General features: G+C 42.5%; 9 protein-coding genes. All 9 read left to right on the top strand.

Annotation, left to right across the window (positions count from 1 at the left end; all coding sequences use genetic code 11):
- Positions 1-796: 796 nt before the first annotated feature.
- Positions 797-1,453 (top strand): glycosyltransferase, encoded by a 657-nt coding sequence (locus TBC1_RS10795; RefSeq protein WP_236695669.1) that lies wholly within the window; start codon positions 797-799, stop codon positions 1,451-1,453.
- A 486-nt stretch (positions 1,454-1,939) separates the two neighbouring features.
- Positions 1,940-2,182: a helix-turn-helix domain-containing protein gene (locus TBC1_RS10790; protein WP_062042049.1), complete on the top strand. Its 243-nt coding sequence runs from the start codon at positions 1,940-1,942 to the stop codon at positions 2,180-2,182.
- On the top strand, positions 2,169-2,483 hold the full coding sequence (locus TBC1_RS10785) for a HipA N-terminal domain-containing protein (RefSeq protein WP_062042046.1): 315 nt from the start codon (positions 2,169-2,171) through the stop codon (positions 2,481-2,483). The genes TBC1_RS10790 and TBC1_RS10785 overlap by 14 nt, the downstream gene beginning before the upstream one ends.
- On the top strand, positions 2,480-3,412 hold the full coding sequence (locus TBC1_RS10780; RefSeq protein WP_062042044.1) for a HipA domain-containing protein: 933 nt from the start codon (positions 2,480-2,482) through the stop codon (positions 3,410-3,412). The genes TBC1_RS10785 and TBC1_RS10780 overlap by 4 nt, the downstream gene beginning before the upstream one ends.
- A gap of 616 nt (positions 3,413-4,028) precedes the next feature.
- Positions 4,029-4,610: an RNA polymerase sigma-70 factor gene (locus TBC1_RS10775; RefSeq protein ID WP_062042041.1), complete on the top strand. Its 582-nt coding sequence runs from the start codon at positions 4,029-4,031 to the stop codon at positions 4,608-4,610.
- Positions 4,611-5,045: 435 nt separating this feature from the next.
- Positions 5,046-6,029: a FecR family protein gene (locus tag TBC1_RS10770; protein ID WP_172668875.1), complete on the top strand. Its 984-nt coding sequence runs from the start codon at positions 5,046-5,048 to the stop codon at positions 6,027-6,029.
- A gap of 152 nt (positions 6,030-6,181) precedes the next feature.
- The gene (locus TBC1_RS10765) at positions 6,182-9,520 is read left to right on the top strand and encodes a TonB-dependent receptor (protein WP_062042035.1); all 3,339 of its coding nucleotides are present in this window, start codon (positions 6,182-6,184) and stop codon (positions 9,518-9,520) included.
- A gap of 22 nt (positions 9,521-9,542) precedes the next feature.
- A complete protein-coding gene (locus TBC1_RS10760; protein WP_062042032.1) occupies positions 9,543-11,009 on the top strand; it encodes a RagB/SusD family nutrient uptake outer membrane protein in 1,467 nt (488 codons plus the stop codon).
- A 108-nt stretch (positions 11,010-11,117) separates the two neighbouring features.
- A complete protein-coding gene (locus tag TBC1_RS10755; RefSeq protein WP_082189570.1) occupies positions 11,118-13,172 on the top strand; it encodes a glycosyl hydrolase family 95 catalytic domain-containing protein in 2,055 nt (684 codons plus the stop codon).
- The last annotated feature ends 74 nt before the right edge of the window (positions 13,173-13,246 follow it).

The raw sequence follows: 13,246 nt of genomic DNA, 5'->3' as shown, positions 1-13,246 counted from the left end.
TGGCCCTGCCAAAGAGCCGGAACACAATGATATCCGGGAAACATCAATGCGAGTTCGAATGCTATAATTTTTACAGTCAAAAACTTAACCGGTTATACATCTGTTCTATATTGCTGAAGCCTGAATGAAGATTAACAACATAGCCGCATCAAGCTAGCAATAATTGGAATTGCTGAATTCAGCCATCTGACATTAAAATAGTATACCTATATTATAAGAATAATTTTAATACCAGGTGATCATGAAAAAGGAAATGTTTTGTATATCAGCGAACTCTGGGCCTTGGGCACATTACCAGAGATTTAGCAATTGCTGATCATCTCAGAAAGCATCTTCCTGAAGCCAAAATAGAATGGCTAGCCGCAAATCCTGCAACCATACTTTTAGAAAAAGCAGGAGAGAAACTTGTACCCGGAGCTGAAAAATATGATAATGAGAATCTTTCAGCTGAAAAAGCAGCAAAAGGTTCAAGTTTGAATCTTTTAAGCTATTTGTTAAAATCACGTTCGGAATGGAAAAAGAACATAGAATTTTTCCTGAATATGATAGCTTCAAAGAAGTATGATCTTGTAATTGGAGATGAAACTTATGAAATTAACCTGGCATTAAGAGAACATCCGGAAGTTAAAATTTCCCTTTTGTGATGATTTTTGATTTTGCAGGACTTGACGCCATGACAATTAATCCGATAGAACAGCTAAGAGTCTATTATTGGAATCGAGTCTGGTGTCGGGATTATCGACGTTAACAAAAACCACCTTATGATCTTGCTTTATTTGTCGGAGAATTGGAAGATGTGCCAAACAAAACTTTTGGATTATTGCTTCCTAACAGACGGAATTTTGCAAAAGCTATGTATACATTTATAGGTTATGTATTCCCTTTTGATGTATCAAATTACTCTGATAAACAAGAAATTCGAAGAAAACTGGGATATGGAAATGATCCTTTACTAATTTGTTCCCTGGGAGGTACGGCAATTGGAAAAGAGCTTCTTGAGCTTTGTGGAAAGGCTTATACAATAGCAAAGTACAAAATTCCTGACTTAAAAGCAGTGTTTGTCACAGGTCCAAGACTTGCAGAGGATTCATTAAATCTGCCGGAAAATATAGAATTAAGAGGCTTTGTACCAAACCTTTATGAGCATTTTGCAGCGTGTGACCTTGCAATAGTCCAGGGAGGAGCCACCTCAACTTTAGAACTGACTGCATTAAGAAAACCTATCATATATTTTCCGCTGGAAGGTCATTGCGAACAGGCAAATGTATCGCGGATCTTACAACAAAGAGGATCAGGTATAAAATCAAGGCTTTCAAAAACCACTCCTGATTTATTAGCTGACCAAATAATAAAAATTATCGGTTCGAATGTGACTTATCCTGAAATTCCAAAGGCTGGTGCTCAAAAGGCTGCTCAATATTTAGCAGAATTACTTGAGAAATTTGCAAAATGAAATTCGATAATTCAATACCAACAATTGCTAACAATGTATATATAAAATAGGCGAAATAGTAGTAAATTCAAGGGTCGTAGCCCGCTTCAAAATCGTAACGGTTTGATAAGTTTGAAGCACGCAATCGCCTACTTTGCATATACTAAACGTTAAACGGGATTTTGAACAAGGCAAGCAAGCCCTTCGGCTTGATAAGGTAAACCAGTTACTCTATCTTTTTGGTTATAAGGTCGGCGATATACCTATAGACCGGGATTTATTTAAAGTTACTTTAGTGATATCGTTACCGTTTTGGCGGTAAAATACAGTTTTTTGTTCGGATTGAATTCATTATTATAAAATATTGCCTCTATAGCAGTAAATTATTGTGTTTTTATATCATAATGATTGCTAAAAGATTCAATATTACTGTTATGGCAGTAATATTTGACTAAATATTTTATATTCTATTAAAAATTGCTTATTTTTACCGCAATAAAAGTAAAAATGGCGCAATTTCAGGAATTAGCAGAAGTGATCAGGTTACATAGAAAAGTAGCCGGATTAAGCCGTGTTCAGCTAGCAGAGCTCGCAGGAGTTGGCAAAACTGTGATTTATGATATTGAGAAAGGAAAACAAGCTGTTCAATTAGACACCTTGCAAAAAATTTTTAAAGTACTTAACATAAAAATAGTATTAACCAGTCCTTTACTGGAGGATTTACAAAACAGGGGAAATGAGAAAGGCTAAGGTTTTCGTTAAAGGTGTTGAAGCAGGAATTCTTACCGAGTTAGTGCAAAACATAGCGTATTTATTTGAATATCATGAGGAGTATGATGGTCTTGCAGTTTCACGAACAATGCCTGTTAAGGGAAAGGTTTATAAGTTCAATATGTTTCCGCCCTTTTTTGATGGCTTGTTGCCTGAAGGATTTCAACTGGAAGGTTTGCTGAAAATAAAAAAAATTGATAAAAATGATTGTTTCTCTCAATTGATAGCTGTTGGAGAAGATATGATAGGCGTTGTTACTGTAAAAGAAGTTACAGAATGAACCGCTGCCCGATAACATATGTTCCTTGTGGGGATAGCCGGTATAGCGATGCAGGACTCAGGCTTTTGTCACCTGGGTTAAAGACATTGAAAGAAATTGAATACACTGCAGCTGAACAAAGAAGAGAGGCATACATCCGTGCAACAAGAATGTCAATTCAGGGTGTACAGCCAAAGCTAAGTGCAAAATTGAATATTAAAGAAGGAAAATTCGAAATCATCGATACAGGGGGGCGGTTTATACTAAAACCACAGCATCAGCTTTATCCGGAAATGCCGGAGAATGAAGACCTGACGATGAAACTTGCAGAAATGATTGGTTTGGATGTTCCTTTACATGGTCTGATATGGTCTAAGGACGGGTCACTGACCTATTTCATCAAACGTTTTGACAGAAAGGGAAAGAATGATAAAGTACCTGTGGAAGATTTTGCACAATTGGCAGGAATGAGCAGGGACACAAAGTATGATTACAGCATGGAGAAGGTTGTTAAATTGATAAATGATTATTGCACTTTCCCTGCAATTGAAAAGCTGAAACTATTTAAACTGGTCATATTTAGTTATCTGGTTGGTAATGAAGATATGCATCTGAAAAATTTCTCCATTATTACTAATAATGATAAAGTCTCGCTCTCCCCATGTTATGACCTTGTTAATTCAACCATAGAATATAAAAAACAAGATGAAGAAATTGCATTGCCCTTGAAGGGGAGGAAAAGGCATTTAACACGCAATATTCTGGTTGACTATTTTGGAGTTGAAAAATGTGAGTTAAACCCTAAGAGCATTGACAAAATTCTCCAATCAATCTCATCAGCGGTTGATAAATGGTATGAATTAATAGAAATCAGTTTTTTATCACAGGAAATGAAAGCCAAATACCAGGCTTTGCTGGACACGAGGCTCAGAATTTTGAAAATTCGTTAATGATTATGGCTGTTATTAATATAATTTTATCAGACCCGGAATTGTTTGGGTGGTCGGGTGGAGTTTAAGGATAGAAACTTCTCCGTAGGGTGTTTTCATAGCTGGGATATTTTGTTGATTCTGACTTCGCAATTAACCATGTGTGGCCCTGGCAGGGCTAACAAAAAGGCAAAAAAATGTATCCCCTTATTCATCCCCTATATTTCAGCATGTTTATATAACACTGATAAACAATAGATTACTTAATGTCTTTGAAGTCCTATCGGGGCAATAAAAACGTCTGACTGTTCTGTCAGGCGCTTTTTTTATTAAGAATGCAAACCAAAACAGGATGGGACTATGGCAAACCCTCCCCTTCACAGATATAATCTTACTCAGCAACAGTAAATCCCTTTTAACATATAGATTAGTATTCAGGACTTATTTTATCATTGATTCATATATCATTGGCTTTGGTTTATAAACTGAATTGTTATCTTTGCGGGAGTAGCAGTATATATCAATCACCGCTTGTTCCGGCAATTGATAGAAAATGAATGTATGGCTGCCGGCATGAATTCTCTTGACCTCTATATCTGCAAGTCTGAAAACCGATGCTTCCGACCAATAACCGGTTATGAATCTTAATGCCAGTCTGAACCGGTTGCCTGAGCAAAAGGACCGGGAGAAATTTAATGTTATTTTCAGGGAGTATTATCCCCGTTTGCTTGCTTACGGAGAGTTGTTCCTTGACCGGGACTCGGTTGAAGATATCATTCAGGATCTGATGGTGTATCTCTGGGATAATGCCGGATCCATAACGATTCACACTTCACTGGAATCATATCTTTTTCGATCGGTATACAGGGCCTGTCTTAACCGGATAAAATCGGATAAAATCAGGGAAACCTATAAAAAGAACCAGGCATTGGCGACTACTGATGAAGTCCGTTATTATGATCCTGAAGAAAATGATGTTATTAAAAGATTGTTTTCGCTGGAGTTGGGGCGAGAGATAGAAGACGCCATCGCAGCTTTGCCTGAAAAATGCAGGGAAGTTTTTATAAAAAGCTATATCGGCAATCAGAAAGTAAAAGAAATAGCTGCAGAACTAAATATTTCGGAACGCACTGCAGAAGCTCATATATATTCTGCCCTCAAACAGTTGCGAAACAAACTGAAAGACAAATTCTTTATCCTTCCGTTCTTACTGCCGTGAATTGGTGAGCAGATTCTTGCCGGATCTCCGGAAATAAATGATTTCTATAATAACAATAGTCCGTTAAATTTAAGAATCGCGCAAGGATGCAGGCTGCAAAGACCCCGCAAAAGTGGCGGGGCAGGCAGCAATGACATGATTATGAATATTTTGTTATCATTAAACAAATTTTCATAATCCGCGGTAAGTCAATTCATTAAAAATTCTCAACGGAGTATTGTAATAAATCCCGGGCAGGTTCCATACGGAAATACTGCCGGTCTTCCCGTTTATCAGTATCGTTTTAACTTCTAAGGATAAAGCCGGAAAGCCGGTAGGGTCTGGTTTTTAATAAAAACGGACTTTTTCGGAATCTGGTTGAAAAAAGTGAGTTTCCGGCTAAGTATTTTTCCATCGTTAATTGTCATTGGTGTATAGGACACTAAAATAATGCCCGTGAAGGAGTTTGATGAAATATTGCTGTTGAAGAAGATACAGGGACTTGCCGATGAATCGGAAGAGAAGTTGATTGAGCGCTGGCTGTCGGAATCCGAAGAAAATATGAGAACCTATACCAGGATGAAATCGTTGTGGTATGCCCTGAGGGTCAAAGGATATTCGGAAGATGAAGCCCTCACTGAACCCATTGCCGGAATAAATGCACGGATTGACAGACTTGAGGCCGGGCGCAGGCGTATAACAGGAATGCGCTGGCTGAGGATTGCTGCCGTTTTTGCTATACTGTTTGGTTTAGGTGTGGTGGTGATGGAAGTGGCCCGGTTCAGCAAAGGGACTAAAATGGTGTTGGTTGAAAACGGGATAAATCAGGGAATAAAATACATTGAATTGCCTGACGGAACAAAAGCATGGCTTAATCTGGGGGCTAAACTCAGTTATCCTGAACGGTTTGATGAGCAAGAGCGCAAAGTTGAAATTGAAGGTGAGGTTTTCCTGGCGGTGGCCAAAATCAAAGCAAAACGGTTTCTTGCAGAAACACCGGCATTTACTGTTGAAGTAACCGGTACAAGTTTCAATGTTAACACAAATGCATCGGGAAAGGTCGAGGTCGTGCTGATTGAAGGAGCCGTGAATCTGCTGGATGATTCAGGCAGAAAAGCCGGTTCGCTGATTCCTGGACAGATGGCAAAGGCCTGGCCTGAGGGTGACAGCATAGAAATCAGTCAGGTAAATACCGGTATTTACACAGCCTGGAAAGAGGGCCTTGTAATGCTGGAAGATGCAGGGCTGAATGAAATCGTGAAAAAGATTGAAGAGGTTTACGGAGTCGAAATTATCATTGATTCACTGAAGACCCGGAAGGACGATGCCAGGTACAACTTTGTATTCAAGAAATCACAGAGTTTCGACACTGTTTTTGAGATGCTGAAGTTTGTGGCACCTTCAATGGAGATGCATGTTAAAGAAAAGTCCGGCAAATGAAATTCTTTGAATATCAGAAAATATCCAACCAAAACGCGAAGACCTATGGGGCCCTGAAAGAAAAAAACCGGAAAAATCTCGCACATTTTTCCGGTTCAGTCAGATTTAATCAAGAAAACCAATGAAGTTTTTAACTAAATCTTTACAAAAGTATGAAAGATGCAGCAAAGGCCAAGGCTTTTGACAGGAGTTTTTTACTCAGAATTCTCATTATGTCAAATATCAGCTTGATACTGGTGCTATGCTCCTTTATCTCAGTAACGGCTGCTGAGAGCTACGCACAAAGAGTTAGGGTCAGCCTTGATTACAAGAATGTTACGCTTGAGAAAGTAATCAATGACATCAAAAGGCAGACTGAATTTGAGTTTGCCTATCAGGCTGACCTTGAAAAAATGGTTTTAAAGAAGGTAACGGTGAATGTGCAGGATGAGTTGATTGAGAATGTCATGAAAACTGTTCTGCAGGGAACCGGACTATCGTTCAGGATTATAGATAAAATTATTCTGCTTTCGAAGAACCGGATGCTGATAACGTCAGACGCAGGCATTACTGATGATCCGGCCAGAAAAGTAAGCGGAGTGGTTAAGGACAAATCGGGTACCCTGCCGGGGGTAACTGTAAGGGTTAAGGGAACTAATTTTGGCACGGTAACGGATGTCGAAGGAAAATACAGCCTTACAGTTCCTGAAGGCGAAGTGGTGCTGGTTTTCTCATATGTTGGTTATCAGACTGTTGAAATTATTTTGAAGGATGAAACCGTAATAGACATTATTATGGTTCAGGATGCCCTTAGTCTGGACGAAGTGGTGGTGGTCGGATATGGCACCCAGAAAAAGCGTGACATTACCGGGGCTGTTTCAACGATCAGCAGCGCGGATATTCAGAAGAGTCCGGTGGTGGGCATAGATCATGCCCTGCAGGGACAGGCCGCCGGGGTTCAGGTAACTCAGAACTACGGAACCCCCGGAGCAGGCATACAGGTTCGCATCAGGGGCATAGGGACCATTGGTGACAGCGATCCGCTTTATGTGATTGACGGCGTGCCAACGAAAGAAAATCTTAATAGCCTGAATCCCAATGATATTGAATCAATAAGTGTATTGAAGGACGCTTCGGCAGCAGCAATATACGGGGCAAGGGCCGCCAACGGGGTAGTGCTGATTACTACAAAGAAGGGCATCAAAGGGGAATCTATGGTTCAGTTTAACGCGACCTATGGTGTTCAGCAAATATCAAACAAGCTCGAATTGCTTACTGCTGACGAGTATGCCATGGTAATGGACGAAGCCCTTACCAATGCCGGACTTGCTCCGGTATGGAACAATCCTGGTTTAGGCGAGGGTACCGACTGGCAGGATGCCATCTTCCGGAATGCCGCTTTTCAAAAATATGATCTGTCGGTAAGCAGCGGGAATGATAAAACCACCTATCTGCTCGGACTGGGATATCTTGCTCAGGACGGAATTGTAAAGCATTCGGACTTCACGAGATACAATCTTCGCTTCAACCTCAACTCCAACGTCACTGAAAAGTTTATTGTCGGAGCGAATATGAACCTGTCCCGGATCAAAGAAAACCTGATTGATACAGAGATCAACGGTGTGGTGAGGTCAGCTATCTTTCAGCCGCCTACCATTCCGGTTTATAATGAGGATGGCACCTATGCCGGCCCGGGAGAAAACGAAGGCGATGCACAGAATCCGTTGGGAATGGCCGACAGATCTGACAAGACCCAGGCCAATAACAAACTGTTCGGGAACATATTTGCCAGCTATGACATTATTTCAGGACTCAGATTCAAATCAAATCTAGGACTGAATGTGTATTCACTCCAGACCATTGATTTTGATCCGACCTTTTCGGAAGGCAACGCCAACCGGCTGATAAACAGCCTGAATCATCAGCTGATCAATTATTTCGATGTCAATTGGGAAAATACCCTTGAATATACCAGGAAAATTAACCTGCATAAAGTGACTGCCCTGGTGGGGAATACCATGCAGGAGGCGTCTACCGGTCTGGTTTCGGGATATCGTGAGAATTTCAGCAGCAACGAAGATTACCTGCACTACCTTGATGCCGGTTCGGCCAACGATAAAGCCAGGGGAAGATTGACAGAATGGTCTTTGTTGTCATACTTTGGGCGGATTAACTACGATTTTGCCGATAAATACCTGCTGTCATTAAATGCCCGTTACGATGGCTCATCCCGCTTCGGAAAGAAGAACCGCTGGGGTTTATTCCCTTCAGTTTCCGCAGGCTGGAGAGTATCGGGTGAGGACTTTTTCAAATCAGATTTCATCGACGATCTGAAAATCAGGGCTTCATGGGGGCAGCTCGGCAATCAGGATATAGGGTTGTACGCCTTTTCGAGTGTTCTGCAACAGATTTTTTATCCTTTCGGAAATCCTCAGGTCATACAGGTTGGTTATCTGCCGGCATCTGATTTTAATCCTGATGTAAAGTGGGAAACAACCACACAGCTCGATTTCGGAGTTGATTTCTCGGCCTTTGACTACAGGCTTTATTTCTCTGCCGACTACTATAAGAAAAATACCACCGATATGCTGCTGATTCTGCCGCAACCGGCAACTTCCGGATTTGGAAGCACCGGTTACGAGAATGTAGGTGAAATTGTAAACAAAGGACTGGAATTCCAGGTCATCTGGAGAGACAAGATCGGGAAACTCAATTACAACGTTAACGCCAACCTTACCACCAACAAAAATGAGGTGCTGAATCTTGGCGAAAATAACGAGGCCATCACTTCCGGATTGTTTTTCGATATGTCCACACGAACCGAGGTGGGTCATTCGATCCGTGAATTTTATGGCTATGTAACTGACGGTATTTTTCAGAATCAGGCAGAAATAGATGCACATGCCGAGCAACCCGGAGCGGTTCCCGGAGATATCAGGTTTAAGGATATAAGCGGTGACGGTGTGATTAACAGCGATGACAGGACCTTTATAGGGAATCCCTATCCGGATATGTTTTTTGGACTGAACCTGGGGCTTTCATACAAGGGTTTTGATGTATCCTTGTTTCTGCAGGGTCAGTACGGGAATGAGATTTACAATGCAACCAAATTCTGGCTGACCAATTCGGGATACAATTACAACAAAGGCACGGCCATTCTGGAAAGGTGGACGGGCGAAGGCAGCAGTAATACGGAGCCCCGGCTCAGTACGGTTGATGCCAATCAGAATGCAAGGGGTTCAGACAGATACATTGAAGATGGCTCTTACCTCAGGTTAAAAAACCTTCAGATCGGTTATACCCTTTCTGAGAACATGGCCCGGAAATTAAGTTTAAAAGGTGCCCGTGTTTTTGTATCGGGTTCAAATCTGCTCACCTTCACCAAATACACAGGTTATGATCCTGAGGTTGGTGCGGCAAGGGCTACCCTGGGCGATCGTACTGTCGGATTTGATGAAGTTACATATCCGCAGAACAGGGGTTTTATTATGGGTGTGACAATTTCAATGTAGTAACCGCAAAAACGCAACTGTCATGAAAAATCAAATATACATTGCAACAATAACGGCACTTGTTTTGCTGCTTTTTGCTTCCTCCTGCCAGAAGGATGATGGATTCCTCGATAAGTCGCCCAATGGCGTATTGTCAACGAGCAATTTTTACAAGACGGCTGAAGATGCCGAAGCCGCAGCCAATGCGGCCTATTCAATACTGCACGATTTCTGGATGAAGAGCATTGCATTTAAAAAGGACATCATATCAGACGATGCCGTTAAAGGTCAGGGCGTGGACCTGGCAGCCCTTACCAACTTTGACAACCTGAATTTCAGTGCTACCGACGGGGTAAATCAGACCATCTGGGGATTGTATTTCAAGGGTATTTACCTCTGCAACCTGGTGCTGGATTATGTGCCTGATATCGAAATGGATCAGGCGAAGAAAGAGCGGATACTCGGAGAAGCATATTTTCTGAGGGGTTTCTATTACTATAACCTGGTCATAAGGTATGGCGGTGTTCCGATTATGTCTACAACCAAAAACGCTGAGAAAACCCCTGCCAGGGCAACCAGAGAGGCAACCTGGGCATTTATCGAAGAAAACCTGACTACTGCCGCCGGTTTGCTCCCCTGGAAGAACCAGTATTCTGCTGCCGAACTTGGCAGGGCCGACAAAGGGGCTTCGCTGGCATTGCTGGGGAATGCCTATCTGTTTCAGGAAAAATGGCAGGATGCATTTGATGCTTACAAATCGGTTATTGAAAGTGGGAACTACAGCCTTCTAACTAATTTTGGCGATATTTTCAAGCCGGAATCCGACAATGGCGTTGAGTCTGTTTTTGAAACTCAATTCAAGGGAGGGGAGGAGTTTTCCTATGGCAATGGTTTCAACTTCTGGGTAAGGCCCAGGAACGGATCTACCATCTTCGGCCTGGGATTCTGCATGCCTACCCAGGATCTGGTTGACGAATTTGAGGAAGGCGACCCCCGCTTAAGATATACGGTCATCAGGGAAGGCGATATCATTTCGGAGGAAGTAAAAGACTTTCCTTTTCAGGCTGCATGGGCGCCTGAAACCGGTATGAGTTACGGTAAATATGTTGTGGATGTTCCGGTAGGCGGGAATGCAGAGCGGCACGAGCAGAATCTGAAACAAATAAGGTATGCCGAAGTTCTGCTTGGATATGCCGAAGCAGCTTTCAGACTCGGGAATACCGGAGAGGCCGTTGCAAAGATCAATCTTATCAGGCAGCGTGCCCGCGGCGGAAATACAGGGATACTCCCCGATCTTACCGGTTCAGAGGATCTTTTTGCTGCTATTGTTCATGAACGGCGGGTGGAGCTTGCCCTCGAAGGTAAGCGGTATTTTGACCTGGTTCGCTGGGGCCTTGCCGTACAGGAACTTGGCCCGCTTGGATATCAGCCGGCGCGGCAGGGACTTTACCCAATCCCTCAGACTGAACTGGATGTAAATCCCAATCTTACTCCGAATCCCGGTTATTAAATCATTGGTTGGTTGGTGTGTGCTTTGAGTAAAGGGAACGGGTTTTCCGTTCCCTTTCTTACGGCATGCTGGTGTCCTGAACATAATATCATTGAAAACTGTAAAGACATGAAAAACAATATATTCACACTACTCTTCTTTTCTTTATGTACCCTGGGCTATGGCCGGGTGCATTCACCTGATATTGATTCATCATGGATGATTGTCGTAAAAAATCCAGAGAACTACATAGGTATTGCGCTGGCAAACGGAAGAATCGGTTTAACCCCGGCGGAAATTCCGTTTAAGGTAAAATCCGTTATTCTCAATAATGTTTATGAGAAAGAATCTGATCTGGGCGTCAGTAAAATTATGGAAGGCATAAATTTTGCCGGCCTGAATATAACAATTGACGGGGAAACTGTTGACCTTCAGTCGGTATCCGGATGGCAGCAAGTACTGAATATGAAAGAGGCTTATTTAGAGACTTCATTTGTTTTCAAAAACAAAGCAAGCATATCGTACCGGACCTGCGCCCTTAGGGGTATGCCTTATATGGCACTTACGGATGTAAAGATCACCTCTTTACATCAATCAATCAATATCAGTGTTTCGGGCGTAATCCACACACCGCAGGATCTCCTTCCGGGGATTTCCACATTCAGGATTCTGAAAGATAATGAAATTCAGATGCCTTTGTTGCAATCCAACGCGGTCAGCAGGTATCACAGGAATAAAATTTCAGCCACAGCCTCATTTATTTTCGAAAAAGAATCGCCTGAACTCAGCCATGTCTTAGTGGATGAATATGAGCATCATCTGAATTTTAAAAGTGTAAAGGGAAAAGGACAAACCCTGAGTTTTGCCTGGGCAGGTGCGGTATGCACTTCCGGCGATTTTGCCGATCCTCAGAATGAATCGGAGCGGATGGTAATTTATCTGATGCGCGACAACAAAGCTAAAGCCATGAGTCAGCATAAAGAGCTTTGGGAAGAATTGTGGAAGGGCGATATAATCATTGAAGGGGATAAAGAATCGCAAAAAGACGTCAGGTTGGCATTGTACCATTTATATGCTTTTGCAGCGCCCAATACCGGTCTGAGCATCCCTCCCATGGGCCTTTCATCAAGGATATACAACGGGCATGTATTCTGGGATACAGAGCTCTGGATGTTTCCCCCGTTGCTTGTTTTCAACGGGCAGATAGCCGCTTCCTTGCTCGATTACAGGATAAACCGGCTTGAAAAGGCAAAACAAAAAGCTTCTGTTTACGGGTATCAGGGCGCCATGTACCCCTGGGAATCAGACGACACAGGGGAAGAAGCTACGCCCTCGTGGGCACTTACCGGTACATTCGAGCATCACATCACTGCAGATATCGGAATTGCCATCTGGAATTATTTCCGTGTGACACATGATACAGCCTGGCTTAAAAGTAAGGCTTATCCGGTGCTGGCTGAAATTGCGGCATTCTGGGTTAGCAGGGCTGAAAAAAATGAAGACGGGTCATGGTCTGTCAACAATGTGGTGGGAGCCAATGAATTTGCCCCCAACGTGAATGACAATGCCTTTACCAACGGGTCTGTTATTACGGTCTTAAAATATGCTGCAAAAGCCGCATCAGTGCTTGGATTGCAATACGATAAGCTTTGGGATGAAGTTTCAGGTAATCTGAAAATTCTGAAAATGGAGAATGGCGTTACCCGCGAACATGCTGAATATAACGGGGAAATCATTAAGCAGGCGGATGTGAATTTATTGTCTTATCCTCTTGAGGTGATTACAGACAGAGATCAGGTTAAATCTGACCTTGAATATTATGAACCAAGGATAGCTCCCGAAGGCCCTGCCATGAGCCATTCAATTTTATCCATACTTTATGCCAGGTTGGGTGAAGCGGAAAAAGCATTCCGGCTATTTAAAAAAGGATATGTTCCCAACAAACGCCCTCCTTTTGGCGCTCTTGCCGAAACGGCAGACTTTGACAATACGTATTTTGCTACCGGCGCCGGGGGGCTCCTTCAGGCTGTTATATTCGGTTTTGGCGGTCTGCATCTGACAGATGCGGGGATTGTCCAACAAACCCCCTGCCTGCCGGTTCACTGGAAAAGCCTTACAATTACAGGTGTTGGCATACATAAAGCGACTTATCGTGTAGTACAACCCTCTGGTCAAAAGAGATAGATGGTTCTGCCAAACTGAAATAGGTCAGAAATAATTTGTCCTTTCTATCTATAACAGAGTTTCAGTTGGTAAAT

It is taken from the genome of Lentimicrobium saccharophilum (assembly GCF_001192835.1).
GTDB lineage: Bacteria > Bacteroidota > Bacteroidia > Bacteroidales > Lentimicrobiaceae > Lentimicrobium > Lentimicrobium saccharophilum.
This window is presented reverse-complemented; position numbering and strand designations above follow the sequence as displayed.